Source organism: Bacillus sp. FSL W8-0848 (assembly GCF_038007805.1).
Classification (GTDB): Bacteria; Bacillota; Bacilli; order Bacillales; family Bacillaceae; genus Bacillus; species Bacillus glycinifermentans.
In genome coordinates, this window is sequence record NZ_JBBOYB010000002.1 from 70,430 (window position 1) to 96,345 (window position 25,916).

26 protein-coding genes and 1 pseudogene are annotated in these 25,916 nt (G+C 46.7%); 17 read left to right on the forward strand and 10 right to left on the reverse strand.

The window, feature by feature from the left end:
- Positions 1-68 precede the first annotated feature (68 nt).
- The 7 genes and pseudogenes from NSQ39_RS21095 (at position 69) to NSQ39_RS21125 (ending at position 5,498) form a co-directional block, all read left to right on the forward strand.
- Positions 69-1,811 (forward strand): phospho-sugar mutase, encoded by a 1,743-nt coding sequence (locus NSQ39_RS21095; protein WP_175077108.1) that lies wholly within the window; start codon positions 69-71, stop codon positions 1,809-1,811.
- A 135-nt stretch (positions 1,812-1,946) separates the two neighbouring features.
- Positions 1,947-2,405, forward strand: a complete 459-nt coding sequence (locus tag NSQ39_RS21100) for a DUF6773 family protein (RefSeq protein ID WP_046129705.1) — start codon at positions 1,947-1,949, stop codon at positions 2,403-2,405.
- Positions 2,406-2,452: 47 nt separating this feature from the next.
- Positions 2,453-2,653, forward strand: a complete 201-nt coding sequence (locus NSQ39_RS21105; protein WP_046129706.1) for a helix-turn-helix transcriptional regulator — start codon at positions 2,453-2,455, stop codon at positions 2,651-2,653.
- Positions 2,654-2,662: 9 nt separating this feature from the next.
- Entirely contained in the window at positions 2,663-2,809 is a 147-nt protein-coding gene (locus NSQ39_RS21110) for a hypothetical protein (RefSeq protein ID WP_157759325.1), read from the forward strand.
- Positions 2,810-3,187: 378 nt separating this feature from the next.
- Positions 3,188-4,336 carry a GAF domain-containing sensor histidine kinase gene (locus NSQ39_RS21115; protein ID WP_046129708.1) on the forward strand — a complete coding sequence of 383 codons (1,149 nt, stop codon included), beginning with the start codon at positions 3,188-3,190 and terminating at the stop codon, positions 4,334-4,336.
- Positions 4,324-4,974, forward strand: a complete 651-nt coding sequence (locus tag NSQ39_RS21120; protein WP_046129709.1) for a response regulator — start codon at positions 4,324-4,326, stop codon at positions 4,972-4,974. The genes NSQ39_RS21115 and NSQ39_RS21120 overlap by 13 nt, the downstream gene beginning before the upstream one ends.
- A 4-nt stretch (positions 4,975-4,978) precedes the next feature.
- Positions 4,979-5,498: pseudogene (locus NSQ39_RS21125) on the forward strand (NADPH-dependent FMN reductase).
- 22 nt (positions 5,499-5,520) lie between these two features.
- Here NSQ39_RS21125 and NSQ39_RS21130 read toward each other — a convergent pair.
- The gene (locus tag NSQ39_RS21130) at positions 5,521-5,769 is read right to left on the reverse strand and encodes a YhdB family protein (protein WP_046129710.1); all 249 of its coding nucleotides are present in this window, start codon (positions 5,767-5,769) and stop codon (positions 5,521-5,523) included.
- A gap of 206 nt (positions 5,770-5,975) precedes the next feature.
- Between NSQ39_RS21130 and NSQ39_RS21135 the strand changes: the two genes are divergently transcribed.
- Entirely contained in the window at positions 5,976-6,296 is a 321-nt protein-coding gene (locus NSQ39_RS21135) for a DUF3889 domain-containing protein (protein WP_046129711.1), read from the forward strand.
- A 27-nt stretch (positions 6,297-6,323) separates the two neighbouring features.
- On the opposite strand, the gene nsrR is transcribed toward NSQ39_RS21135, so the two are convergent.
- Entirely contained in the window at positions 6,324-6,755 is a 432-nt protein-coding gene (gene nsrR, locus NSQ39_RS21140) for a nitric oxide-sensing transcriptional repressor NsrR (RefSeq protein ID WP_046129766.1), read from the reverse strand.
- 265 nt (positions 6,756-7,020) lie between these two features.
- Here nsrR and hmpA point away from each other — a divergent pair, with 265 nt between their 5' ends.
- The gene (gene hmpA / locus NSQ39_RS21145) at positions 7,021-8,232 is read left to right on the forward strand and encodes an NO-inducible flavohemoprotein (protein WP_175077109.1); all 1,212 of its coding nucleotides are present in this window, start codon (positions 7,021-7,023) and stop codon (positions 8,230-8,232) included.
- Between the two features lie 113 nt (positions 8,233-8,345).
- Positions 8,346-9,755 carry a SpoVR family protein gene (locus NSQ39_RS21150; protein ID WP_046129712.1) on the forward strand — a complete coding sequence of 470 codons (1,410 nt, stop codon included), beginning with the start codon at positions 8,346-8,348 and terminating at the stop codon, positions 9,753-9,755.
- Positions 9,756-9,785: 30 nt separating this feature from the next.
- Here the strand turns inward: NSQ39_RS21150 and NSQ39_RS21155 are convergent, their stop codons facing one another.
- On the reverse strand, positions 9,786-11,144 hold the full coding sequence (locus tag NSQ39_RS21155; protein ID WP_175077110.1) for an alkaline phosphatase: 1,359 nt from the start codon (positions 11,142-11,144) through the stop codon (positions 9,786-9,788).
- 214 nt (positions 11,145-11,358) lie between these two features.
- Between NSQ39_RS21155 and NSQ39_RS21160 the strand changes: the two genes are divergently transcribed.
- Positions 11,359-11,940 (forward strand): serine O-acetyltransferase, encoded by a 582-nt coding sequence (locus NSQ39_RS21160; RefSeq protein WP_046129769.1) that lies wholly within the window; start codon positions 11,359-11,361, stop codon positions 11,938-11,940.
- Positions 11,941-12,248: 308 nt separating this feature from the next.
- Positions 12,249-13,073, forward strand: a complete 825-nt coding sequence (locus tag NSQ39_RS21165; protein WP_046129713.1) for a C40 family peptidase — start codon at positions 12,249-12,251, stop codon at positions 13,071-13,073.
- Between the two features lie 48 nt (positions 13,074-13,121).
- On the opposite strand, the gene NSQ39_RS21170 is transcribed toward NSQ39_RS21165, so the two are convergent.
- A complete protein-coding gene (locus tag NSQ39_RS21170; protein ID WP_046129714.1) occupies positions 13,122-14,000 on the reverse strand; it encodes a LysR family transcriptional regulator in 879 nt (292 codons plus the stop codon).
- 111 nt (positions 14,001-14,111) lie between these two features.
- On the opposite strand from NSQ39_RS21170, the gene NSQ39_RS21175 reads away from it, so the two are divergent.
- Entirely contained in the window at positions 14,112-15,212 is a 1,101-nt protein-coding gene (locus tag NSQ39_RS21175) for a citrate synthase/methylcitrate synthase (RefSeq protein ID WP_046129715.1), read from the forward strand.
- 394 nt (positions 15,213-15,606) lie between these two features.
- Here the strand turns inward: NSQ39_RS21175 and NSQ39_RS21180 are convergent, their stop codons facing one another.
- Positions 15,607-16,065 (reverse strand): MarR family winged helix-turn-helix transcriptional regulator, encoded by a 459-nt coding sequence (locus tag NSQ39_RS21180; RefSeq protein WP_052948501.1) that lies wholly within the window; start codon positions 16,063-16,065, stop codon positions 15,607-15,609.
- Positions 16,066-16,533: 468 nt separating this feature from the next.
- On the opposite strand from NSQ39_RS21180, the gene NSQ39_RS21185 reads away from it, so the two are divergent.
- The 3 genes from NSQ39_RS21185 to NSQ39_RS21195 all read left to right on the forward strand — a co-directional run bounded on the left by NSQ39_RS21185 (position 16,534) and on the right by NSQ39_RS21195 (position 21,089).
- Positions 16,534-17,946, forward strand: coding sequence for an amino acid permease (locus NSQ39_RS21185; RefSeq protein WP_175077111.1), 1,413 nt, complete (start codon positions 16,534-16,536; stop codon positions 17,944-17,946).
- 134 nt (positions 17,947-18,080) lie between these two features.
- The gene (locus tag NSQ39_RS21190; protein ID WP_046129717.1) at positions 18,081-19,439 is read left to right on the forward strand and encodes a sodium-dependent transporter; all 1,359 of its coding nucleotides are present in this window, start codon (positions 18,081-18,083) and stop codon (positions 19,437-19,439) included.
- 24 nt (positions 19,440-19,463) lie between these two features.
- Positions 19,464-21,089: a pyridoxal phosphate-dependent decarboxylase family protein gene (locus tag NSQ39_RS21195; RefSeq protein ID WP_046129771.1), complete on the forward strand. Its 1,626-nt coding sequence runs from the start codon at positions 19,464-19,466 to the stop codon at positions 21,087-21,089.
- Between the two features lie 44 nt (positions 21,090-21,133).
- On the opposite strand, the gene NSQ39_RS21200 is transcribed toward NSQ39_RS21195, so the two are convergent.
- Together NSQ39_RS21200 and pdxR are read right to left on the reverse strand one after the other, a co-directional pair.
- On the reverse strand, positions 21,134-22,009 hold the full coding sequence (locus tag NSQ39_RS21200; RefSeq protein WP_175077112.1) for an AraC family transcriptional regulator: 876 nt from the start codon (positions 22,007-22,009) through the stop codon (positions 21,134-21,136).
- Between the two features lie 82 nt (positions 22,010-22,091).
- On the reverse strand, positions 22,092-23,480 hold the full coding sequence (gene pdxR / locus NSQ39_RS21205) for a MocR-like pyridoxine biosynthesis transcription factor PdxR (protein WP_175077113.1): 1,389 nt from the start codon (positions 23,478-23,480) through the stop codon (positions 22,092-22,094).
- A gap of 103 nt (positions 23,481-23,583) precedes the next feature.
- Between pdxR and NSQ39_RS21210 the strand changes: the two genes are divergently transcribed.
- Complete coding sequence (locus tag NSQ39_RS21210) at positions 23,584-24,018, forward strand: GNAT family N-acetyltransferase (protein WP_175077114.1); 435 nt, start codon at positions 23,584-23,586, stop codon at positions 24,016-24,018.
- A gap of 35 nt (positions 24,019-24,053) precedes the next feature.
- Here the strand turns inward: NSQ39_RS21210 and NSQ39_RS21215 are convergent, their stop codons facing one another.
- From NSQ39_RS21215 to sigM, 3 genes are read right to left on the reverse strand one after another with little or no spacing between them, the layout of a single operon-like run.
- Positions 24,054-24,344 (reverse strand): anti-sigma factor, encoded by a 291-nt coding sequence (locus tag NSQ39_RS21215; protein ID WP_175077115.1) that lies wholly within the window; start codon positions 24,342-24,344, stop codon positions 24,054-24,056.
- A complete protein-coding gene (locus tag NSQ39_RS21220) occupies positions 24,332-25,402 on the reverse strand; it encodes an anti-sigma factor (RefSeq protein ID WP_175077116.1) in 1,071 nt (356 codons plus the stop codon). Before NSQ39_RS21220 ends, NSQ39_RS21215 begins: the two co-directional genes overlap by 13 nt.
- Entirely contained in the window at positions 25,395-25,886 is a 492-nt protein-coding gene (sigM, locus tag NSQ39_RS21225) for an RNA polymerase sigma factor SigM (protein WP_006636629.1), read from the reverse strand. The genes NSQ39_RS21220 and sigM overlap by 8 nt, the downstream gene beginning before the upstream one ends.
- Positions 25,887-25,916: the final 30 nt, after the last annotated feature.

Genomic DNA, 25,916 nt, shown 5'->3' on the forward strand with positions numbered 1-25,916 from the left:
GACGCCGTTTATCGATAATATAAAAGCAGAACAGCTGCTACATAAGCTAGAAAATTGGGAGGTCTGACATGAGCTGGAAAACAAGCTATGAACGCTGGAAAAACACTGGAAATTTAGATCCTGAATTAAAATCCCTCCTTCTCAAAGCGGAAGGAAATGAGAAAGAACTAGAGGATTGCTTTTATAAAAAGCTTGAATTTGGAACGGCGGGAATGCGCGGAGAAATCGGACCCGGTCCAAACCGGATGAACGTCTACACGGTCCGCAAAGCATCGGCCGGCCTTGCATCGTATATAGCCGCAAACGGGGAAGAAGCAAAGAAGCGGGGAGTCGTCATCGCTTACGATTCGCGCCACAAGTCGCCTGAATTTGCGCTGGAAGCGGCAAAAACGCTCGCCGCAAACGGAGTGCAAACGTATCTGTTTGACGAGCTTCGCCCGACGCCTGAGCTTTCATTCGCTGTAAGACATCTTCACGCGTATGCTGGCATCGTGATTACAGCGAGCCACAATCCGCCGGAATACAACGGTTACAAAGTATACGGAGACGATGGTGCACAGCTTCCTCCCGCCGCAGCGGACAAGCTTATCGAGCAAGTCAATGCGATTGAAAACGAATTAGAGATTCCAGAGGGTAATGAGAAAGCTTTAAAAGAAAAAGGCCTTATCAGCATCATCGGAGAAGACATCGACAAGGCATATCTTGACAAGCTGACATCGATTTCCGTCAACCCGGACCTTGCGAAGGAAACGGATGTAAAGGTCATTTTTACGCCGCTTCACGGAACGGCCAACAAATCTGTCAGACGGGGACTTAAAGCCCTCGGCTATGAACACGTGACAGTCGTGCCCGAGCAGGAACTTCCAGATCCCGATTTTTCTACGGTTTCTTCACCGAATCCGGAAGAGCACGCCGCTTTTGAATATGCGATCAAACTGGGGGAAAAAGAGGGTGCCGATATACTGATCGGAACAGACCCTGATGCGGACAGGCTCGGTGTCGCCGTAAAGGATCACGAAGGCCGATATGTCGTCCTGACAGGCAACCAGACCGGAGCGCTCCTGCTTCATTATTTGCTTTCTCAAAAACAGCATAAAGGAATCCTGCCTGAAAACGGAGTCGTCTTGAAAACGATCGTGACAAGCGAAATGGGCCGCGACATCGCTTCTTCGTTCGGACTTGATACGGTCGACACGCTCACAGGCTTTAAATTCATCGGAGAAAAAATCAAGCAGTATCAAGCAACCGGCGAATATACCTTCCAATTTGGCTATGAAGAAAGCTACGGCTATTTGATCGGCGACTTTGCAAGGGATAAGGATGCTGTTCAGGCCGCCCTTCTTGCCGTCGAAGTATGCGCCTTCTATAAAAAGCAAGGCAAATCCCTTTACGACGGATTGCTTGAGCTGTTTAAAACGTTTGGCTATTACCGCGAAGGATTGAAATCCCTCACCTTAAAAGGGAAGGAAGGGGCCGAGCAAATTGCGGCGATTCTGAGCACGTTCAGACAGCAGCCGCCGCTTTCAATTGCCGGAAAAGACGTTGTATCTGCAGAAGACTATCTTGTCGGCAAACGGACGCTGTTTAAAGAAAACAAGGAAGAGGCGATCGATCTTCCAAAATCGAATGTGATGAAATATTTCCTCGAAGACGGCTCATGGTTCTGCCTCCGTCCGTCAGGAACCGAACCTAAAGTGAAATTTTACTTCGCCGTCAAGGGAGAAACAAGCAAAGACAGCGAAGCGCGTTTGAATACCCTGACTGACGAAGTCATGAAACAGATCGACTCGATCGTTAAAGCAAATGCATAAAAGTTGAAAGGCCGCCGCACACGCAGGCGGCTTTTTTTGTTTGAGTTGATTTGCGAATCCTTCTGATGTAATATATATTTAACGTAATGTAATGTATATATTGCATAATTCGTTTTCGGAAAGGAGACGGTTGTCATGAAATTTTTGAAAAGCGGAGATGAATACGTTGAAAAGAAAATGAACCAATTTTTTAACGAATCCGGTATGCTGGTCGCCTCTTTATTGCTTTTAGATGTGATCGTCAGAGGCATCATATTGGATAGAGAACCGTCAGAATACGTTGTGAGCGGAATCGGCTTTGGACTGTACGCTTGCTGGATCATTTTCCGGTATCTGTTTTCCGGCCTGGAATACCCGGACATTGCCAGCAAACAGGCTTATCGCAAAAAAAGAAAAGAAATGCTGGCGGTCAGCATGACGTCAGGTTTCATTTTTCTGTGTTTAACGATTGCGTTCACGGGAATACCCGGCCATGCGAAAGAATGGCTTGATCTTGTGATGATGGTCTTTCTGTTTGTTTTATTCTATTTTCTGGTCAATGTCATCTCTTTACGTATGTCTTTCAAGAAAAATAAAGATCTTTTGGATGACTGACGAAAGCTCTAGTTAAAACAGATACATCGCGGGAAGCAGGTGAGCAAATGGTAAACCGGGTCAAATTGGCCCGGATCGAAAAGTCATTCACACAAGCCCAGTTGGCAGAACGGGTTGATGTGACGCGGCAAACGATCGGGCTGATTGAAAAAGGAAAATACAATCCGACGCTTCAGCTATGCATCGCAATCGCAAAAGCGCTGGATAAAACGTTGGATGATTTATTTTGGGAGGAGGATAAAAGATGAGGAAGTGGTTTGCATCAGCGGATGAATACGTTGAAATTAAAAAACTTCAGTGAAGCAGGCATATTGACCGCTGCCCTGCTTATGGCAGACATCGTCATCAGGGGCGCCGTTCTGCACAGGTATTTGGCAATAAATTGTAAGGTCCTGCTGCTTTAAGCATTTATATATGCTTTTCCGTTGTTTGTTGTCAGGGATGGAGTATTTGAGGAAAGCCTGTCGCAAAAAAAGAAAACAAGTTCGGCAGCAAGGTCTGGGCCGTGATCGTTCTGCTTGCCGGCGTCATGTTCACCGGTCTGCCGAATAGCGCCGGGGAATGGGAAAAATGATTCTGTTCGGCCTGCTTGTCGTATTATTCTGTTGCTAATGTCCTTCAAAAGAAACAAAAACATCTTTGACGATAAACCTTTCAGCCAAAAGTCTTAGAAAAAATCAGGCGAATCAATCAGACTATTCCCTTCTAATGAAAGAAGCCGTTTTTAAAAAAGCGCGTGTATAATGAAGAATAACGAAGGGGCATGAAAGGCGGATGAACGGTTGAAAGAAGACACCCGTTTCGAAAAGTTGAAAACATTGAAAGAAATAGCAGAGACATTGAATGAAGGAAATGACCTGAAAGAAACGCTTGATGCCGTTTTGAAAAAACTGCTTCGTTTAACGGGCCTTCAAACGGCATGGATTTTCCTGATTGATGCGAAGGGCGGATTCGAGCTGACGGCCTCTGCTTTTTTGCCTGAAGCCCTGATGTACGATGAGAAGCGTTTAATGTGTGAAGGGGACTGCTACTGTCTTTACCAATACAGACAGGGAAGACTGGATAGAGCGACAAATATGATCCATTGCAAGCGGATCGATACGGCGATTGACATGAAAACGGGAGACCCCGAAGGCATTACCCAGCATGCGACGGTGCCCCTCACAGATCAAAACAAGCGCTTCGGGCTGCTGAATGTTGCGGCTCCGGGGAAGATTCATTTTGATAAAGAGGAGCTCGCTCTCCTGGAAGCTGTCGCCCTTCAGATCGGCACGGCGGTCAAGCGGATGAAGCTTGCCGAAAATGAACAAAGAAACGCGCTTCTGACAGAGCGGAACAGGCTTGCGCAGGACCTGCACGATTCGGTTAACCAAATGCTCTTTTCGGTAAGCCTTACGGCAAAAGCGGCCGGGGAGATGACGGACGATTCCGAGCTTCGCGAAATGCTTGAATTTATTCAAAGCCTCTCACATGAAGCGCTTCATGAGATGAGGGCGCTAATCTGGCAGCTTAGGCCGCAGGGGCTTGAAGAGGGGGTGGCGGCGGCCATTGAAAAATACGCCGAAGTCATCGGGCTCAATGTGAAGCTGACGCAAAGCGGCGTGCTCCGTCTTTCACAATCAGAGGAAGAATTGATTTGGCGCTTGAGCCAGGAAGCCCTCGCCAATTGTAAAAAACACGCCGAAGCCGAGCTGACGGAGGTGAGAATCAGCCGTTCTTCGTCATCCATCATGCTCGAAATCGAGGATGACGGAAAAGGGTTTAAATATGACCCGGATTCAAACATCCCGACGCTCGGCTTAAAGGGGATGAAAGAGCGGACAGAGCAGGCGGGCGGTTCGTTTTCGATCAGCTCGGAAATGAATAAAGGAACGAAAATCACGATTATTCTGCCCTGCAACGGGAAGGGGGAAGCCGAATGGAGAAAGTGAAAATCGTCATTGCCGATGACCATCATATCGTCAGAAAAGGTTTGCTGTTCTTTTTCAAAACGAAAAACGACCTGGCTGTCATCGGGGAAGCGTCGACAGGCAGAGAAGTATTGGACATCTTGGAAGAAAAGCGGGCGGACATCGTTTTAATGGATCTTTCCATGCCTGATATGGACGGCATCGAAGCGACAAAACGGATAAAAACGCTCTATCCTACCGTCAAAGTCATCGCTTTGACAAGCTATGCCGATCAGTCGCACGTCATTCCCGCCATCCAGGCAGGCGCTGAAGCATATCAGCTCAAAGACACGGAGCCTGATGAACTTGTCGAAACGATCCGGTCCGTTCACGCCGGACGCCATACACTGGATCCGAAAATCATGTCCCACGTATTCCGTCACATGGCACAGGCCGACGAAAAAGAAAAAATACACCAATTAACAAATAGAGAAAAAGACGTTTTATTTGAAATTGCCAAAGGTAAGAGCAACAAAGAAATTGGCGCAGCGCTTTTCATAACCGAAAAAACGGTGAAAACACACGTATCCAATCTGTTGTCAAAGCTTGGCCTGTCAGATCGTACGCAGGCAGCGCTGTTTGTCGTGAAACATAACATAGATCCAAAAACCGGGAGATGAAAATATGAACATAACCGTACTCAGCGGAACCGCAAGAAAAAAAGGAAGAACGAAAATCGCCGCTTCGTATATCGCCGATGCGTATCAGGCCCTTCTCATCGATTTAAGCGAATTCAGCCTGCCGATCCTTCAATGGAGAAGATGACCAGTTTCAGCTCGAAAATGTCCAAACGTTAAGAACGTCTGTTAAAGAAGCAGACGCTGTCGTTTTATTATCCCCTGAATATCACAGCGGCATGAGCGGAGCTTTGAAAAATGCGCTAGACTTTTTAAGCAGCGAACAATTCGCAAGCAAGCCGGTTGCGATTTTTGCGTGCGCCGGAGGCGGAAAAGGCGGGATTAACGCGTTGGCCAATATGCGCATCGTGGCGCGGGGTGTCTACGCAAACGTGATTCCCAATCAGCTTGTGCTCGATCCGGTTCATATAGACGATGAAAACAACACGGTCACAGAAGACGCAAAAGCGAAAATTAAAGATGTGATGGAAGAACTTCTAAAGTTCGCGAAATTTCAAAAAGCCTGACGCACAGGTGCGCCGGGCTTTTTTAGGTGAAAACAAGCACGCCGCTGTCTTCGCCGTGTCCGGAAAATGAGGCGTGGTCAATATACTGGAGCAGGTCATACAGCCTTTTCTCGACAATCGCATCGTCTCTTTCAAAATTGTAGGCATGCAGAAAATGTTCAATCCGCTTTGACAGTAAATCATCTTCCGTGCGGACCATGAGAATGAGAAGATTATCCCATTGTGACCGGTGTGTATAGTACAAAGCTTTATCATAATCAGCGTAATTCAATTCGCCACTCTCCCTTCTTTCTTTAGGAGTCTTGATTATTTTATGTACGGGGGATGTTTTTTTCTCTGGGCAAAAGTTGGTCTGCCTGATGCGGCAGCCTAGAAATATGAGGATTGCATAACGCAAAAATTCGAAAACTGTCTGCATGGCGCATCGTTTTCTGGTCATGATAAAACATGAGTACAATGACAATCGGAGAGGTAAACATGAAAAAACTTTTATGCGCGGTTTTTTTCAGCATTATCTTCATCGCGTCTTTCACGGCAAAAGGCTATAATGCCGCAGAAGAGCACGATTCTGTTGAAAGATGGGAACGAATCGCCTGGAGCGCGCTGGAGGAAAAGTATAAAGGCGCTTCTCTGAAGGATTATGAATATATAGGGCGGACAGAAATCAATGATGAAGAGACAAAAGACGTATTCCGGGTAACCGTCAATCGGAAAGGCAAATCGTTCCCCGCTCATGCCGAGGTATATTTCCATCCGGTCACCAACGCGATCATCAGCGTTCAGATTTTTCCTTTATAAAAAAAACGAAGGGCGGATGCCCTTCGATTAACTCAACAATTTACGTATATTGTCCTGATTAAAGATAACATCCTGGAGCGTATATTGATCCAACACGGCCAAATATGCGGAAAGCGCTTTGTTTAAGACGTGTTTCAACCCGCAGTTCGGCGACAGAATGCAGTTGTTTGTTTCTTTGTCAAAACACTCCACAAGATTAAAATCGTCTTCCGTTTTCCGGATGACTTCTCCGATATTGATCTGTTCAGGAGCCTTTCCGAGCCGGATCCCGCCGTTGCGGCCGCGGATCGTTTCAACATAGCCAAGCTTGCCGAGATCGTAAATCACCTTCATCAGGTGGTTTTTTGATATGGAGTAGGTATCGGCGATGTCTTTTATATTGACAAGCTTGTTTGAGTTTCTGGTTGCAAGAAAAATCAGCACCCTTAAAGAGTAATCGGTATAATTTGTTAATTTCATCGCATTTACCTCAATCAAACAAGTTTCCATTATCTTATCACATTTTCATTCGTTTATGATTGGTCTTAGTCAATTTGTTACAAAATTATAAAACATTCTTCTTAAATATTGCTTTAATCCTAATTGATGCCTAAGATAAAGATGTATCAAAAATACATCTTTAATTAAGAATAAGCAAATGATTTTCCTTAAAGATGACCGCATTGCACCTTTAAAGATGTATTTGAAATACATTTTTAAAGTGATCTGGAGAGGAGCAAACGATATGCTATCTGAGAAAACCATGCAAATTGTGAAATCGACCGCACCTGTATTAAAGGAAAGAGGAACTGAAATCACCGTTTGTTTTTACGAGAGAATGTTCAACGCGCATCCCGAATTGAAAAATATCTTTAACATGTCCCGCCAGAAAACGGGAGGACAGCCGAAAGCTTTGGCATTTACGGTGCTGCAGGCTGCCGAGAACATCGACCGGCTTGAGGCGCTGCTTCCGGTAGTCGAACAAATCGGCCACAAGCATAAAAGCCTGCAAGTAAAACCTGAGCATTACCCAATCGTCGGCAAGCACTTGCTGGAAGCGATTGAAATCGTCCTCGGGGAAGCTGCGACTCCGGAGATTCTCCAAGCCTGGGCAGAGGCTTATGAAGAAATCGCACGGGTGTTTATCGAAATCGAAAAACAAATGTACGAGAAAGCCAAAAAGGCAGGAAGCTGGGAGGGTTTCAAACCGTTCGTCGTCGTTGAGAAACGCCGGGAATCTGAAACGATCACTTCTTTTTATGTGAAACCGGCCGACGGATCGGACTTGCCTCCGTTCACTCCAGGCCAGTATGTATCAGTCCGCATCAAAATTCCCGGAGAGCAGTACTTCTTGACCCGGCAGTACAGCTTGTCAGATGTGTGGAATAAAGATTATTACCGGATATCGGTCAAATTGGAAGCCGAAGAAGGCAAGCCGAAAGGAAGAGTGTCAAGCTATTTGCATGAAGAAATGGAGGTTGGCGGCTCTCTTGAATTGAGTGCTCCGGCAGGAGACTTCGCCCTTTCCGAAGAATCGGACAAGCCGGTTTATTTCATCAGCGCCGGGTCGGGAATTACGCCGGTTATGAGCATGGCAAAAACGCTTGCCGCAAAAGACAGCGGACGCCGGATCACATTCGTTCACGCCGCAAAATCAGAAACGCACCACGCGTTCAAAGAAGAAGCCGAAAAACTCGTCAGCGGAAATCAGGATAACAGGCTGCTGTTTGTTTACAGCCGCGGAACTGAAGCCGCATCAGACCGCGTGATCAACGGCCGGCTTGATGAGGACCTTTTAAAATCGATCGTGAAAGATCAGGACGGCGAATTTTATGTATGCGGACCGCTTTCTTTCATGAAAAGCGTCATCAGCGGATTGCAAAAACTTGGAGTTCCGACGGAAAACATCCGCTACGAAAGCTTTGCTTCATCGCTTGATATGCAAATCGCTAATTAAAACAAAGGCAGCTGTCACTTTGACGGCTGCCTTAAAACATATTCCCGCACATTTCATCTTTTGACGCCCCCCCTCATACAATAAAGATAAGTCCAACCGGGGGGGATTCATTATTGAGCGTGCGGGAGCAGAAAGAACTGGAGCGGGCGATTGAAGAAATTACGGAGATCGCGAAAGGATTCGGCCTTGATTTTTATCCGATGAGATATGAAATATGCCCGGCTGAAATCATCTATACATTCGGCGCCTACGGGATGCCGACGAGATACAGCCATTGGAGCTTCGGCAAGCAGTTTCACAAAATGAAGCTTCATTACGATTTTGGTTTGAGCAAAATATATGAGCTTGTCATCAATTCAGATCCCTGTTATGCTTTTTTGCTTGACAGCAATTCGCTTGTCCAAAATAAACTGATTGTCGCTCACGTACTTGCCCACTGTGATTTCTTTAAAAACAACTGCAGGTTTCAAAATACAAAGCGCGATATGGTCGAAAGCATGGCTGCAACGGCGGAGCGGATCAAGCATTATGAGACGATCCACGGCGCAAAGGAAGTCGAAGCTTTTCTCGACGCGGTTTTAGCGATTGAAGAGCATATTGACCCGTCATTGGTGCGCCCGAAGCTTTCGTGGAGCATCGATGATGAAGACGACGAGGAAGAAGAAAGATCCTCATCGCCGTATGATGATCTGTGGGAATTGGACCGGAAAGAGCCGAAGCAGAACAAGAAAAAAGCGAAAAAGAAATTTCCGCCGAAATCCGAAAAAGACATTTTGCTGTTTATTGAAGAACATTCACGGGAACTTGAGCCATGGCAGCGGGATATTTTGACGATGATGAGGGAGGAAATGCTGTACTTCTGGCCGCAGCTCGAAACAAAAATTATGAACGAAGGATGGGCGTCCTACTGGCACCAGCGGATCATGCGCGAGCTTGACCTAACCTCAAGCGAGGCGCTTGAGTTTGCCAAGCTGAATGCCGACGTCGTCCAGCCGTCCAAAACCGGCATTAATCCATACTATCTCGGGCTGAAAATATTCGAAGACATTGAAGAACGGTACAACAACCCGACGGAAGAAATGAAGAAGATGGGGGTTCAGCCGGACTCGGGAAGAGAGAAAATCTTTGAAGTCAGAGAAATCGAATCAGATATTTCGTTTATCCGCAATTATTTGACGAAGGATCTCGTCAGGCGGGAAGACCTTTATCTGTTTCAAAAACAGGGAAGGGATTATAAAATCGTCGACAAGGACTGGAAGTCGGTGCGCGACCAGCTTGTCAGCATGCGGGTAAACGGAGGCTTTCCTTATCTGACCGTTGAAGACGGGGATTATATGAAAAATTACGAGCTGTATATTAAGCATTGGTATGAGGGGATCGAGCTGGATTTAAAATACCTTGAAAAAGTCCTTCCTTATCTCCATCAGCTCTGGGGAAGAAGCGTCCACGTCGAAACCGTGCTCGAGGATAAGCCCGTCATGTTTTCATATGACGGAAAGGCGGTTCACCGCAGATATTTGTAGGCGAAAAAAGAGGGGAAGCCCCCTCTTTTTTTATTTTCTGTTTTTTAGGATCTTGAAGATGTTTTTTGCTTGGTCTGTATTATCCAAGAGGCCTGTAAACTGCTCTTTTCCCGGGCCGAACGCATAGACCGGCACTTCCTCGCCCGTGTGGTCGCCCGTTGTCCAGCCTGTATGCGAACGGCTGTCAAAAATGGTTTTAATCGCTTTTTCAACGGCGTCCGCTTTTTTTGTCCCGGCCGATTTTTCAACGCTGTTGATTTCATCCTTCGTTAAGGCGAAGCCAATCCGGTTTTTTAGTACGCTTGAAACCGATTTGCCGCTTGCGATTTCATTCGCCATGAAGGCAGGGGTCTTTTTGGCTGCCAAAATCGGCTGAGGGAACCAGTTTTTCTGTCCGTCCGTTCCGACCGTCATTCCGCCAGTGGAATGATCAGCAGTTGCGATGACGAGCGTATGCTTGTCCTTTTTGGCAAAATCGACGGCAGCTTTAAACGCTTTTTCAAAATCTCTCATTTCGCTCATTGCGCCGACAATATCGTTGTCATGGCCCGCCCAGTCAATTTGGCTTCCCTCAACCATGAGGAAAAATCCTTTTTTATTTTGATTGAGCCTTTCGATGGCGGACTTGGTCATGTCTTGAAGAGACGGTGTTTCCGCGCTTCGGTCTATCGCCTTGTCAAGCCCGCCGTCCGCGAACAGACCGAGAACCTGCTCGTTTTTGTCCTTGAGCAGCTGTTTTTTATTTGTCACATAGCTGTATCCGTCTTTTTGAAAGGCCTTTGTCAAATCGCGGTCTTTCCGTACGAAATTCGTTTTGCCCCCGCCGAGGAGAACGTCAATCCTGTGCTTTCCTTTGATTTTGCCGTTGAAATAGTCATCTGCGATCTGGTCCATGTTTTTCCGCGATTCGTTGTGCGCCCCGTAAGCGGCCGGGGTGGCGTGGGTAATCTCTGATGTTGCAACAAGCCCTGTTGACATTCCTTTCGCTTTTGCTTCTTCGAGGACGGTTTTGACCGGCTTTTTATGTTTATCGACGGCGATCGCGTTATTATACGTTTTCACGCCTGAAGACATGGCCGTGGCGGCTGCCGCCGAATCGGTGATGTTGTATTCCGGGTCATCGGGATACGTCATTTGCAATCCGGTGAGGTATTTGTCAAATTCAGTCGGTGTGCCCTGTTCTTTGTTTTTAAATGAACGGTAGGCGGAAGTGTAGGAAACGCCCATCCCGTCGCCGATCAAGAAGATCACGTTTTTAATGTCAGGCTCCTTTTTTTTCGTCTGCTTTGCATATGCTTCGTCTGTTCCATTAAGTCCCGTGCCGATAACAGTTCCGATTGCCAAAGCCGAAATCCCGGCAAACGCAAAAATTTTGGACTTTAATCCCATTTGATATTTCCCCCTTATCGCATCAGCTTCATGTTTTATCGTAAAGGAACGATGTTTGCCGGGTTTTAACGGAACATAAAGATGATGTAAAAAAATTGTAAAATGGCAGATGCCGAGATTGGCAAACATTCACAAAACAGATCGAAATCCCTCGGAAAAAATAGTTGCAAACGATTGCTTTTATGTTAATATCAAGAAAAAGTGGGTGTTCTTGGTGATCTCGGCGAAAAAAGAATTGCGATATTATCTGCAACAAGACAAGAAGGCTTTAGGCATCTCAAACCGAAAACGGCCCAAACGGTTTGGCGATTACATATGGAAATATCAAATATGCCTGCGAAAGCATGAATACTACACGAATACGGGCTCAAGAATATGGAAGCATGTTTACAGGTACCTTCATAAGAAAAAAGGATTAAAACTCGGCTTCGACATCCCCGTGAACGTGTTTGGGCCCGGATTAAGAATCAACCATTTTGGCTTAATCGTAGTGAACAGCAATGCCAAAATCGGCGCAAATTGCGACATTCACCAAGGAGTCAACATCGGACAGAACCATGGCCAATATGATGTTCCCACAATAGGCGATCATGTATGGATCGGTCCGGGTGCGAAGCTGTTCGGCAAGATACAGATCGCAAACGGCGTCACGATCGGAGCCAACGCCATCGTCAATAAGTCGTTTACTGAAGAAAATATTACAATAGCCGGTGTGCCTGCTAAAAAGATTAAAGAGGGCAGTACTGTGAAAGATGAGCCTAACTGCCCGCAAAAAGGAGAACCTGTCCATCTGTAAACGCCGGTTCTTTCTTTTTGCCTCACAACTCCATGACTGAATTCTTCATAAATGCAATGATTTAACCATTTTGGCTTTGTCGTATTCCGGTTACGTTTGAAACACAAATGAAATATTTAATACCCTTAAAAACTTTTTTTAAAAACGAATATTTAAGCAATTTGATGCAGGAAGTCAAGACTATTTCTATTGGAATGTCCTCCTTATAATAGAAACAGAGGAAGGCTGAAGCGTCAGCCGTTTCGATGATTCTATCAGAAACTATTATTTTAAAATAATTCGTGAAAATCTGCTTATGGGAGGACAACATGAAGAAACAGGTTTTAACAGCAACAACGGCGATTGTTTTGGGAAGTTCATTGTTTGCAGGTGCGGCATCCGCACAGACGGTAAAGGTGAAAAAAGGCGATACATTATGGGGATATTCAAAAAAGTATGGAACAACAGTCAGCAAGATCAAAAAGGAAAATAAACTGACGTCAGATACCATTTACATAGGCCAAACGCTGTCCATCAATGGAAGCAGCAAACAATCAAAAGTATCCAGCTCTTCTTCAGCGACGCACAAAGTCGTCAGAGGAGACAGCCTTTGGAAAATTTCAAGGACCTATAACATGACCGTTAGTGAATTAAAAAAGCTGAACGGCTTAAAAACAGATCTCATCCGGATCGGACAAGTCCTGAAAGTAAAAGGGACAAGCAGCGTAAAATCGACATCCGGCAGCACAGCAAGCAAGAAGACAACATCCAGCAATAAAACAGTACAAAGCTCATCTAAGCTTAATACATCAAAGCTTGTCTCAGATGCACGCGCTCTGATCGGAACTCCTTATAAATGGGGCGGCACGACTCCTTCAGGCTTTGACTGCAGCGGATTTATCTGGTACCTGTTGAACAAGCAAACAAATGTGGCGAGAACGAGCACAGCCGGATACTGGAGCTCTATGACAAAAGTATCAAGCCCTGCGGTCGGCGATTTTGTCTTCTTTACGACCTATCAGGCAGGACCGTCACATATGGGTGTTTACATCGGAAGCAACAAATTCATTCATGCAAGCTCAGACGGCGTGATGATCAGCGATATGACATCAAGCTATTGGAAGCCGCGCTACCTTGGCGCAAAACGCTTCTAATCGCCCCTTTAGAAAACCCGTTCCCAGCTGAACGGGTTTTTTTGCGTCTCAAAACCGAAACTGTGACAAGAACGCCAGAAAGCTCTGTACTTTCTCATTGTCAATCAGGCTGACCGCATATCCTCCTGCAACCGGAAGCTGCATAAAGTCGCACGGAACCTCTATTAATCTTCCTTCCATCAGTTCGCGACGCACGGTCGATAACGGCAAAAATGAAATCCCGAGTCCTTCCGAAATCAATCGTTTCGTAATATGCGTCTGGGAAACGAGCATCGTTCTGACAAACGGAAATTTGAGCCTCAGCTGGCGGACCAAATCATCCCAATATTCGGGGTGGTTGTGGGTAAGCAGCAAATATTGTTCAAGCAGTTCCTCGACATCAAGCGGAGGAGCGCTTTCAGGTTCGCGCCCGTCGTGAGGGGCGACGAGAATAACAGGATCGCTGTACATCGAATAACAGGTCAGGTTTGACGATTGCACTTTTAAACAGCTTAATCCGACATCTGCTTCACCGGCTAATATTAAAGGCGCGATTTCCGCCGACTCGGCGATTTTGATTTTCATTTCCGAGTCTGGGTGCAATGACGTATATTTCTTCAGGATGAATGGCAGGATGGTATCGGCGATGAGCGGCGAGACTGCCAGGTTCAATGTTTGCAAGTATCCTTGCCTGATTCTGTGAAGCTCGGCCATGCTGGATTCGTAATCTTCCAAAAGCCGCAGGGCAAAAGGGAGATATGCTCTGCCTTCTTTCGTTAAGTGAATGCTTCTTCCTTTTCTGACGAATAATTGGCAGCCGAGCTCTTCTTCAAGCAGTTTGATTTGAACAGTGACAGTCGGCTGGGATATGAATAGCGTTTCTGCTGTCTTTCTGAAATTTTCGTATTTTGCAGCTGTAACGAAGGTGTGAAGCCATTTGAAATCCATATCGTTCCTCCTGATTAATTTTATTAATCAAAGACATCAATATAATTCAATATTTTTTAAATATTATATCAACTATAATGAAAATGACAAAGGAAAAAGGAGGAATCTCAGTTGGTATATCATGGATTAAAAGGGATTGCATGTGTTGAAACATCGATCAGTCATATTGACGGTGAAAAAGGAAAACTCATCTACAGGGGATACAACGCAGAACAACTGGCACTCACCTCAACTTTTGAAGAAGTCGCATATTTGATCCTTCACGGAACGCTCCCACAAGAAGAACACCTCAGACAATTCAACGAAATGCTTGCTTCTTACCGCCCATTGCCGGAATCGGCCGAACGATTGATAAGGAGCCTGCCGGCGCAAATGGACGATATGGCGGTCCTGCGTACGGTCATCTCTTCATTCGGAGAAAAAACGTATACATTCCGCCCGACAATGGAAGAGGCCGTTCGGCTGATCGCCGCCGCTCCATCTATCATCGCTTGCAGAAAACGTTTAATGGACGGACACGAGCCCGTACAGCCGCTTAGCGAACTGGGCTTCGTAGAAAACTATTTTTATATGCTGAAAGGGACACGCCCGACAGAAGCGCAAAAAAAGGCGCTTGAAACGTATATGATTCTCGCGATGGAACACGGCATGAACGCGTCAACTTTTTCGGCAAGGGTGACGGTATCGACGGAATCCGATCTTGTTTCAGCCGTGACGTCCGCGCTCGGCACGATGAAAGGGCCTCTGCACGGCGGAGCTCCGTCAGCCGTCACGGAAATGCTCGAGGACATTCGGGAAAAGGAAAATGCCGAAAGCTATTTAAGAGAAAAGCTTGAAAAAGGCGAAAGGCTGATGGGATTTGGGCATCGCGTGTATAAGACGCACGATCCGCGGGCGAAGGCCTTGAGGGTGAAGGCTGAGGAAATTGCCGGAGGCGACCGGGATATCGATCTGGCGCTTCATGTCGAAAACACCGCCATCCGCCTGCTGGAAGAATATAAACCGGGCCGGAAGCTTTATACGAACGTAGAGTTTTATGCGGCAGCCGTCATGAAAGCGATCGATTTTGACGCATCATTGTTCACACCTACATTTTCGGCAGCTAGAATGGTCGGATGGTGTGCGCACGTGTTAGAACAGTCTGAAAATAATACGATTTTCAGGCCGTCCGCTAAATATATCGGAGAAATGGCCGTTCCGTTGACACAATAAAAACGAAACAAGCTGACGCTGATGTTCAAGCGGCGTCAGCCCGTTTCGTTTTTTGCTCTTTTGTTTTACGTCAAGAAGCCTCATGACGCGCCAAGCATTTTCAGCGGTGCCTGAATCCCATGGGTGTTCCCTCAGACTGCTTGTATGACCCCACATACCAACTCTCCGCAAATTTTTCGCCTTCTGCAGCCCAGTAGCGGCCGCCGTCAAGCGATTCTGAAGCTGACGGTGACCGGACATTCAAATATAAAGAAATGAGACAAATTTGCTGTTTTCTAAGTCATGGGCGGTTTTAGAGCCGAATCAGGACGGTGCGAAAGAAAGGCAATGGGAAGTTCCATTGTGATTATTCTGTGAACATTTTGATTTGCCATTGCCGTTTTAAACATGCTGATCACGATTCCAGTTTGCAAGCTTCCGCGGCGATTCGCTCGAACGACTGGATAAACGGCTTGATTTCCGCTTCGTCAAGGACGACGAGCAGCCTCGTGAGCGCGTCGCGGAACTGTCTGCTTGCTTTCTCAAGGGCGGCAGCTCCTTTCTCGGTAAGCTTCAGAATCGTAACACGCCTGTCGCGCGGATCGTTCAAGCGTTCGACGAACCCGTTGTGAACAAGCCGGTCAATGCTGACCGTGATGGCGCTTGGCTTTACTTCCATTCGGTCAGCCAGAAGAGAGGACGTCATTCTTTCCTCATCGGCGATTTGTTTTAAAATGAAACATTGCTGCCCCGTCAAACCGTCTTCCAGCTTTGCAGTAAACCAGGTAAACAGCTTTTTATTCGTCGCGGCCAATGCCTTATGAAACCTCTCGGTGTAGTCGGTCCATTCTTTCGATGTATGGGAGATTGTCATTGTTGATTCACCTTCTCATTTTATTCCTCTTGTTAAAATTACTGTTTATTAACATTTAAATAAGTTAAATAAATGATAAACGAGAACGTCTGACACTGTCAAGGACAGCCCGTTTTATATGCAGTCTTCGCTGCGAGATTGGTGAATGTTTTGTGAAAACTAGCAAATGTATCGATATATAGGATTTGGATCTGTAAAACACTATTTCAAAAATTTAGATTGGTAGATTATTTTACGTATTTTTTCCTATAATACCAACTATGTGATAGAGTATAAAAAATATTTTTAAAATTTTGTTTTCTTTTTTCGTTTTTCCTATATAATAAGAACAGAAAGTGCGTAGTATTTTCGGATAATATTAACTGAAAATTCAGAATAAATTGATTTTTAGGGGGTGGTGCTTTAGCAATTCATGAGCTAAAACCGCAAACTCAGGTAAATTCATAATTCCATGGGAGTGAAGTCATAATGAAAGACGGACTATTCAGAAAAAAAGGGATTGACAGCTTAATTGCTGCGACAAAAGGGGAAAAATCTCTAAGGAGGGATCTCGGCTCCTTTGACTTAACGATGCTTGGAATCGGGGCGATTATCGGTACGGGCATTTTCGTATTGACGGGTACGGGCGCTTTGACCGCGGGACCGGGGCTTGTGCTTTCATTCGTTATCGCTGCATTCGCGTGTTTGTTTGCCGCTTTGGCGTATGCCGAATTCGCTTCAACCGTACCGGTCTCAGGATCGGTTTATACCTACACGTATGCGACGCTTGGGGAATTGATGGCGTTTATCATCGGCTGGGATTTAATTCTTGAGTATTCATTGGCTGTTAGTACGGTGTCTGCCGGGTGGTCCGGTTATTTTCAATCGTTTTTGAACGGGCTCGGCATTCAGCTTCCAGTTGAATTGACAGCCGCTCCGGGCGCAATAAAAGGAACTGCAACCTATTTTAACCTGCCTGCATTTTTAATTGTCATCTTAATTACTTTTTTGCTGTATCTTGGAATCCGCGAATCCAAACGGGTGAACAATATTATGGTCGTGATAAAAATCCTCGTCGTATTCGTATTTATCGCGGCTGCTGTCATGTATGTAAAGCCGGCCAACTGGCAGCCGTTTATGCCGTTTGGTTTTACGGGCGTATTCAACGCTGCGGCGCTTGTTTTCTTTGCCTTCATCGGATTTGATGCCGTGGCTTCCGCCGCTGAAGAAACGAAAAATCCGTCGCGCAATCTGCCGCGAGGCATCGTTTATTCATTGCTCGTTTGTACGGTTTTATATGTCGTCGTATCGGCAATCATGACAGGCGTCGTTCCGTTCATGCAGTTTAAAGGCATCGACCATCCAGTTTCGCTTGTCCTGCAAGTCACAGGCCAGAACTGGGCGGCGGGCATTATTGACGTAGGGGCCATCCTCGGGATGACAACCGTCATGCTGGTCATGCTTTATGGACAAACCCGCGTCATGTTTGCGATGTCCCGCGACGGTTTGGTTCCCCCGGCGCTGTCCAAAGTCCATCCGAAGCATAAGACGCCGTATATCAACACATGGTTCTTCGGTATTCTTTCCGCTTTAATGGGAGGATTCGTTCCTTTGGATGAGCTTGCAAAACTCGTCAATATCGGAACGCTGTCTGCGTTCATCCTGATTTCCATTGCCGTCATCGTGATGAGGAAGACACAGCCTGACCTGCCGAGGGCATTCAGATGTCCGGCAGTACCGCTTGTTCCGATTTTAGCCGTGCTGTTCTGCGGTTTTCTCATTCTGAACCTTGGCGGAGAAACGATCATGCGTTTTCTGATCTGGCTGGTAATCGGTCTTGCCGTCTACTTCCTGTATTCGAGAAAGCATTCAAAACTCGGACAAACGGAAAATGAGTCTTAAAAAGGATATGAAAAGAAGCAGCTGACAAGGCTGCTTCTTTTTGTCTATTCGGAAAAGTGGAAATACGGCAGAAAGCTTTAAAAAAAGCCGCAAAATAAGAGATAATAGAATCGAAACGGAAAGGAAGTGAATGAATGAGCGACCGAAATTTATCAGTGAAATGGGCATCCAAAATCGGATTTGTCCTCGCCGCCGCAGGGTCTGCCATCGGCCTTGGCGCTATTTGGAAGTTCCCTTATGTCGCAGGAACGAACGGAGGAGGCGCATTTTTTCTTGTCTTTGTTCTTTTTACGATCCTATTGGGATATCCCCTGTTATTGGGAGAATTTATTTTAGGCCGAAAAGCCCGGTCTGATGCCATCGGTACATATAAAACAATCGCGCCCGGCACGGCCTGGGTTGTAACGGGATGGGTCGGAATCGCCGCATGTTTTCTCGTGCTCACATTTTACAGCGTGATCGGCGGATGGATTTTGCTTTATATCTTGAAAGCCGTGACAGGTTCTTTATCAGGACTTACACAGCCTGAGTACGGGGAGCTTTTCGGCTCGATCATTCAGGATCCGCTGCAGACTCTGGCGGCGCAGCTCGCGTTTATCGTGATGACGATCATCGTCGTAGCCAAAGGGGTGCAAAAAGGAATCGAACGGGTCAGTTCCATCATGATGCCGCTCTTATTCGTTTTATTTATCACGCTCGTCGTGCGGGCGCTGACGCTCGATCATGCGATGGACGGCGTTCGCTTTCTGCTCGTACCCGACTTTGGCAGCCTCACGCCTCAAGCGATTCTTTTTGCGCTTGGACAAGCTTTTTTTACGCTGACCCTCGGCGTGTCAGTGATGGTGACGTACAGTGCGTATTTGTCAAAAACGCAAAATTTGCCGAAATCGGCATTGTCGATTGTGATCATGAACCTCGCCGTGACGCTCCTTGCCGGTCTGGCGATCTTTCCGGCTGTTTTTTCATTCGGGCTTAAAGCCGATGAAGGGCCGACGCTATTGTTTGCGGTGCTTCCGGCCGTATTCGACCGGCTGCCGTTCGGAATGCTGTTTTTCGTCGGATTTTTGATCGCGTTTTTATTTGCCGCGCTGACGTCTGCTTTTTCAATGATTGAAATCATCGTCGCGGCGATCACGAAAGGCGATGATACGGGAAGGCGAAAATGGACATGGTCGATCGGCCTTATGATATTCATCGTCGGCATTCCGGCATGTCTCTCTTACGGTGTGCTCGATCAGCCGCTGATTTTCGGCAAAACGTTTTTCGATGCGGCGGATTATGTCGTCAGCAATATCCTCCTGCCTCTGGGAGCGCTCTTAATGTCGCTTTTCATTCCTTTAAAATTGTCAAAAACGGATTTATACGATGAAATGAAAAGCGGAGCAAAAGCGGGGAAAGGGTTTTTTCTCGTCTGGTATTATCTCCTCCGTTTTCTCGTTCCGCTTGCTATTGTGCTTGTCTTTTTGAATTTAATCGGAGTGTTTACATTTTAATTGACGTGGAGATGAGGGAATATGATGAAACATATTCAAAGGATGTTTCCAAGCGAAGACGGCAACAGAGAAGCCCGGTATGAACTGCTTGGCCTGTTTGAAACAGTGCTTGCCGGAATGGACAAGAGAAAAGATCCAAAACGGCTCATACTCGGAAAAGAGGAACATGTGTCGGCCGATTATTATCAACGCATCATCAATCAGGCCGCACTCCCTGAAAAAGGACTCGGCGCAAAAAAAAGCGTTGAACAGCTGTTAAACCTGCTGGAAGGGCACCGCTTTTTAAACCGTCAATATGTTGCAAATGCCACTCCGCTTCCGAATAATGCAAGCCTGGCCGGGAATCTGATGATGGCGCTTTTAAACGGAAACAATTTATGGGATGTCGACGGCACGGCAGCTGCCAAAACGGAAGTGGAGATCACGGCGATGCTGTCTGACATCGTCGGCTATGACAGGCAAAAAAGCACCGGATTTACAACATGGGGCGGACAGGGAGCCGTCTTTCAATCGCTCAGGCTTGCGATCGCGAATGCCTGTCCTGAGGCAAACGAAAAAGGAACTCCGTCCCATTTGTACGCGTTTTGTTCAGAGCTTTCGCATTTCAGCCTCTATAAATCGATGCAGGCCGCAGGGATCGGGACAGATCATTTGATCCGGATAAAAGCGAATGACGACCATTCGATGAACCTTGCCGATCTGCGCGAAAAAATGGAGACGGTCATCGAAAGCGGCGGCCTTCCGGTTTATGTGCTCGCAACGCTCGGAACGACTGACACATTCGGGATTGACGATCTGGCGGGCATCAGGCGCACGGCGGAGGAAGTCGCAGCCAAAAACGGGCTGCCTCAAATATACATACATGCCGATACGGCGATGGGCGGAATGTACAGTTTTTTTAACGAATACCATTTTGAAGAAAATCCGCTCGGGTTTGAGGAAGAAGTACTCGGCGTGCTGGCGTTCTACCAGTCTCATTTTCGGAACCTCAGCCTTGCGGACAGCCTCGTGTTCGATTTTCATAAGCTCGGCCAAACACCGTATGCGACAAGCCTATTTTTAGTCAAAGACAGAACGGCATTGCGAGCGGTCGACCTTGATCCGGATGAAACGCCGTATGTCGGGAACAGAGGCTTTGGCAGCTATCATACAAGCTATACCCTTGAATGTTCGCGAATGGGAAGCAGCATTCCGATCTATGCGTCTTTGCTTGCCTTCGGCATCGAGGGCTATCAGGAGCTGTTGGCGAACTACATCAGGGTAAATGCGGCTTTTCGCAGGAAGCTGACAGAAGCGTTTCCGAACGCGGCCGTCACAAATGGGATTTCGCCGGTGACAACCTTCAGGTTTTACCCGGGAGTTGTCCGCTATCAAGATGAAATAAGCGGAAACATAACAGAAGAAGAGGTTCTGGAGATTAATCGGTATAATGAAAAAATCGCCGAAACATTGGGGCGCTTCCGCAGCGAAACTTATTTCGGCAGCACGAAAAAACAGCGGTATGTGTATCCGGCTGACAGCCGGTCGCCTGTACCGCTCTATGTGCAAAAATTTTACAGCGTTTCCCCCTATACGACGGTGGAATCGGTTGATGAGTATATCGATTTTTTAAAAGCCCGCATTGAGCCGCTTGATGTCATGATAGGGTGAACTTCGAAAAGCTATGGAAGTTTTTCCATAGCTTTTTCATGCATTTATCGCTTTTTCATAACCGGCACCCATATCTCGCTTTTGAAGGACGGCGAATCGGTATCTTTGCTTTCATTCCAAAGGATTTCCGGACCTTCCGTCTGTTCATAGTTCGATGAAGGGAACCATTCGGAATAAATCCGGCCCCATACGTTCTGCAAGGTGTCCGGAAATGGCCCGGCTGCCTCGAATACGGCCCATGTCAAGGCAGGAACCTCAAGCTGTTCGAAGTGATCCGGACATTCTTTTGTCGTGGCCGCGCCAATATAGTGATCAAGTTCTCCTTTCTCTTCTATCCGGCCTTCGGAAAAATTTGCGGACGCTTGAAGCAGTCCGATGGGCTCCGCATTAGACAGTCCTTTTAGCTGAGCGATCGACTCCTCATTCAACGTTTTCCACATAGCGGCGATTTCCGGATTGATTCCGCGGAAGACGATCGGGACTCTTTTTCGTATACCGACTATTCGAAACGCACATTTTTCTTCAATTCGATAATTCATTTCGCTTCCTCCTTTAATCGTTAGCTGGAAGGTCATTTTTGGATACGCTTTAAGCGTATGTGCGCCGCGTCTGGCTTCCGTCGGTGTAATGCCGTGCAATTTTTGAAATGCCCGGGTAAAAGCGTCAGGGGAATCGTATCCGTATTTCACGGCGATGTCGATCACTTTGGCGCCGCTGTCTTTCAATTCAAATGCTGAAAGAGAAAGCCGTCTGCGGCGGATATATTCAGAAAGCGGAATGCCTGCAATAAAGGAAAACATTCGTTTGAAATGGTATTCAGAGCAGAAAGCAAGCCTTGCTGCTTCTTTATAGTCAATGTCGTTCGTCAAGTTTTCTTCAATGTACGTCATTGCTTCGTTGAAGTGCTTAAGTGTATCCATCGTATGACCTCCTCATGTCTTACAATAGCAGAATCCCGGATGTGCCCATCCGACATTTCGTGCACGATCATGCAGGGTGTTTTTAGCGCCACGCTTTTTTCAGTTTCTTGATTCCGATTGCGATGTCTTCTTCGGAGAGTCCGCCGAATCCGAGAAGGACGGATGCCGATTCAGGAGGCTTCTCATAAGAAGCTGATACGGGATACACTTTCACCCCTTCTTCAAAAGCTTTCGAAATGAGCGATTCTTCGCTTACTGCACCGTTTGCTTCGAGAATGATGTGAAGGCCTGCATTTTCCCCTTTGATTGAGACGCTCTCCCCTAATTCCCGCTGGACAGCATCAAGGAGCGCTTTTCGTTTTTTCCGATAAAGCGTTCTCATTCGATTGAGATGTCTCTGCCAATCGCCGCTTTTCATAAATTGAGCGGCCGCATGCTGAACATGGAGGGAGACGGTTTGCTTATACAGCGATGCAAGCCTAAGTCCATCTTTGAGAAGCGGGGCAGGGAGAACCATGTAGCTGACCCTGAGCGATGGAATGAGCGATTTCGAAAACGTGCCCATGTAAATGATGCGGCTGTTTTGATCAAGGCCCTGAAGAGAAGGAATCGGCTGTCCGGCATAGCGAAATTCGCCGTCATAATCGTCTTCAATAATATAAGCGCCGTTTGAAGCCGCCCAGTCAAGCAGCTCCAGTCTCCGGCCGACCGGCATGATCATCCCGAGCGGAAACTGATGCGACGGCGTGACATAAGCGAGCTTCAGATCGTGCTGCCGAAGCTCCTCAACGGACAACCCGCTGTCATCTACCGAAATCGGGATCACTCGCAAACCGCCTGTTTGCAAAACTGTTTTTGACCGGTGAAAGCCGGGATTTTCAAATCCGACCCCTGTACCTTCTCTAAACAGCCTGCATAAAAGCTGGAGCAAAATCGGCGTACCTGCACCGACGATGACTTGCTCAGGCGTTGAGACGACGCCGCGCGACTCTCTAAGATAAGAGGAAATCATCGAACGCAGCGCAATGTCCCCGGCAGCGGGCCCGCCTTGAAAAAGGGAAAAATCATCAACCGCTTTGGCGAGCGTTTTTTTCCATATAGAAACGGGGAAATTCCCGAGATCGACATGACCGTGGTGAAAATCGATGATGCGCCGGGAGGGAGAAGCTTCGTCCTTCGCCTCTGTTTCAGGGGGAAGAGGAGGTGCCGTCTCGTGGAAGCGCCCTTCTGCTTCAGCCGCGTACCAGCCTTTTCTCGGCCTGCTGATCAAATAGCCTTCAGCTGTCAGCTGTTCGTATGCATGCTCAACCGTTGTTTGGCTGACATTTACATGCTTGGCGAGCGCCCGTTTTGAGGGCAGCTTTGTTCCTGCTTTCAGGCGCCCCGCAAGAATTTCGCGTTTGAAAAACGAGTAAAGCTGCTGATAAAGCGGTTCGCCTTTTTCATGCTGTAAAAACGGCGTGATGTCCATATTGTCCCCCTTTCTTACGAAATCTGGCATGCTTTATTTTATCAAAACTGACTATTTTAATCATGCCACTTATCGGGGTAAAGTAAATGAGAAAGGAGTGTTGATGGTGATTTATCATAAAGAGGTTCAATCTGAAAAAGAGCTGCTTGACGTTTATCCGATTATGAAACAGCTTCGGCCCCATCTCGATGAAACCGCGTTTTTGACGCTTGTCAGCAAAGCGCGGGCTTCTGAAAACTACAAGCTTTTCGCCCTCTACAGCGATGACGTGCCCGTATCTTTGGCAGGCTTTCTGCCGCGAGTGTCTTTGAGCCAGGGCGTGCATGTATGGGTGGCTGATTTGGTAACGTGTGAAAAGCACCGCTCAAAAGGATACGGAAAACTGCTTTTACGGATTGTTGAAGAATGGGCAAGGGAGCACGGCTGCCGATCTGTCGCTCTTTCCTCGGGAACAGCGCGGAAGAGGGCGCACCGGTTTTATGAAGAAAAGGTGGACTACGAAAAGGCGAGCTATCTGTACCGCAAGACGCTTGCATAAAAAAATCCCCGATCAACATCGGGGATTTTTTTCGTTTAAAAACCAAGCTGCAGATTCGTATCGATCGATACGATGGTCCATACGCATATGAGGATGAACAAATTGAGTATGACGCCGAGCAACCCTAAACCCGTTCGGCCTTTTTTGATGAACAGCTCGATGATTCCGAGCGGAACGGCGGCCATAGCAAAAGGTAGCATTTTATAGGAATAGGAGAGCGTATCGCTCAAGATCGCCAAATTTAAAATGAAAAGGGAAAGAATCGCCGTCGCGACAGATACCCATCCAAATACGTTATGTTCCTTAAAGATTCTTACCAATTCCATAGTTCCACCTCGCCTACTTTAGCTGCTTTGACAGGGCCTTTTTCAATCAGCCGTTCGATTTCTTTTGACGGACCGGTCACGACTGCCCCATACACATGAATGCCGTTTTGGTTTACATAGTCAAGCCGTTTTGCAAGTTTTAAATCTTTTCTTCCCGATATGGTTTCGGCCCATTTATGATGCCGCGCCATATAGGAAAGCGCTGATTTAAATTGTTCATTCTCATTTTGATCAGGATGCTGGAATTTAAAGATCCGGCCTGAATCCTTCCCGGGAAAACCGATCGGTTCGGCGTACGGGTGATCTTTTAAATCGTCTTCCGTTTCGATGGCATTCCAAAGAACGCGAATATCGTATCCTTTTAACTTATCATACAGCTCATCGGTCGGATAGGATCTTTCGAAAGAAAGGAAGGCTTCGGTGACGCTTCCGCCGGGCAATTGTTTAAGCATCGATTTGGCTTTTGACACTGATTTTCCTTTTATGCCGGCAGGATAGACAAAATACCGCTCCTCATTTGAAAGTTCCTGGTTGTATTGCTCGACCTCCGGAGGCTTCAGCTGGTCAAAGAACATATCCACTTCTTCATTTCCAACGATTTTGGTTACGTTTCCTATCTGTTTTTTTAACGGGAACTGGGCTTTCATTCCGAACAGTTTGACCTTGTTGACGAGCGCATCTGTATCCACTTGAATATTCGGCTGGGTGACGGCCACGGTCATTGATGCGGTCTGCACCAGCTCGTTCCCTTTGCTGTCATGTCCGCCCAAACCGTAGTATAAATAGCTGCCGAGCGTGCAGAGCGGCAGGATAATCAGCGTTGAAATGACGGCAAGCGTCGAGATTCGCAAATACGATTTGTTTTTCCCGTATCTCAAAATGGCTTTTTGTTTTTCCGGGCTGATGGAAAGATCCCAGTTTTCATCTTTCATTTCCTGATCAAGCATTTCCTGGTACGCTTCAAGCTTTTCAAGCTCTTCTTCCACCTGGATCATTTCCGCTTCGGAAAGCTCGCCGTTTTTATATTGTTCCCAACGTTTTTTGAAATCTTCATTCATCGTTAACACCTCTGTTGTAAAGTGCTTTCAGCCTCTGTCTGGCGCGAAATAAAACACTCTTGAAATTAGCCTCCGAGATATTCATCAAGCTTGACGCTTCCTTGTAGTTCAGTTCTTTCAAATAATACAGCGTCAGCGCTTCCCTGTAGTTGTCGGGCAGCTGGTTCATATATAACGTCAACACTTCCTTGATTTCGACCTGGTGGGCCGGACTTTGGACCGCGGTTTGAAAAAGGCTTCCGATCAGATCGTCAGAAATCGTCACTTCTTTTTTATGCTTTCTGACATAATCGATAAAAGCATTGCGCGCCACCTGAAAAAGCCATGGCTTCACTTTGCTGTGGTCGTAAGAGTGGATGTGTATATAGGCTCTCATAAAGGTTTCCTGAAGCAAATCCTCTGCCAGATGCTTATCTTTCGTCATGGAGAGCAGGAACCTGTAAACATCATTCATGTACATTTGGTAAATTTCGTCGATAGTCACTGCCTTTTCTCCCCTCTATGTTATAAACGC

Coding starts and splice junctions, on each gene's coding strand:
- NSQ39_RS21095 (WP_175077108.1), top strand. CDS start 69: ATGAGCTGGAAAACAAGCTATGAACGCTGGAAAAACACTGGAAATTTA.
- NSQ39_RS21100 (WP_046129705.1), top strand. CDS start 1,947: ATGAAATTTTTGAAAAGCGGAGATGAATACGTTGAAAAGAAAATGAAC.
- NSQ39_RS21105 (WP_046129706.1), top strand. CDS start 2,453: ATGGTAAACCGGGTCAAATTGGCCCGGATCGAAAAGTCATTCACACAA.
- NSQ39_RS21120 (WP_046129709.1), top strand. CDS start 4,324: ATGGAGAAAGTGAAAATCGTCATTGCCGATGACCATCATATCGTCAGA.
- NSQ39_RS21135 (WP_046129711.1), top strand. CDS start 5,976: ATGAAAAAACTTTTATGCGCGGTTTTTTTCAGCATTATCTTCATCGCG.
- nsrR (WP_046129766.1), bottom strand. CDS start 6,755: ATGAAATTAACAAATTATACCGATTACTCTTTAAGGGTGCTGATTTTT.
- hmpA (WP_175077109.1), top strand. CDS start 7,021: ATGCTATCTGAGAAAACCATGCAAATTGTGAAATCGACCGCACCTGTA.
- NSQ39_RS21155 (WP_175077110.1), bottom strand. CDS start 11,144: ATGGGATTAAAGTCCAAAATTTTTGCGTTTGCCGGGATTTCGGCTTTG.
- NSQ39_RS21165 (WP_046129713.1), top strand. CDS start 12,249: ATGAAGAAACAGGTTTTAACAGCAACAACGGCGATTGTTTTGGGAAGT.
- NSQ39_RS21170 (WP_046129714.1), bottom strand. CDS start 14,000: ATGGATTTCAAATGGCTTCACACCTTCGTTACAGCTGCAAAATACGAA.
- NSQ39_RS21180 (WP_052948501.1), bottom strand. CDS start 16,065: ATGACAATCTCCCATACATCGAAAGAATGGACCGACTACACCGAGAGG.
- NSQ39_RS21185 (WP_175077111.1), top strand. CDS start 16,534: ATGAAAGACGGACTATTCAGAAAAAAAGGGATTGACAGCTTAATTGCT.
- NSQ39_RS21190 (WP_046129717.1), top strand. CDS start 18,081: ATGAGCGACCGAAATTTATCAGTGAAATGGGCATCCAAAATCGGATTT.
- NSQ39_RS21195 (WP_046129771.1), top strand. CDS start 19,464: ATGAAACATATTCAAAGGATGTTTCCAAGCGAAGACGGCAACAGAGAA.
- NSQ39_RS21200 (WP_175077112.1), bottom strand. CDS start 22,009: ATGGATACACTTAAGCACTTCAACGAAGCAATGACGTACATTGAAGAA.
- pdxR (WP_175077113.1), bottom strand. CDS start 23,480: ATGGACATCACGCCGTTTTTACAGCATGAAAAAGGCGAACCGCTTTAT.
- NSQ39_RS21210 (WP_175077114.1), top strand. CDS start 23,584: ATGGTGATTTATCATAAAGAGGTTCAATCTGAAAAAGAGCTGCTTGAC.
- NSQ39_RS21215 (WP_175077115.1), bottom strand. CDS start 24,344: ATGGAATTGGTAAGAATCTTTAAGGAACATAACGTATTTGGATGGGTA.
- NSQ39_RS21220 (WP_175077116.1), bottom strand. CDS start 25,402: ATGAATGAAGATTTCAAAAAACGTTGGGAACAATATAAAAACGGCGAG.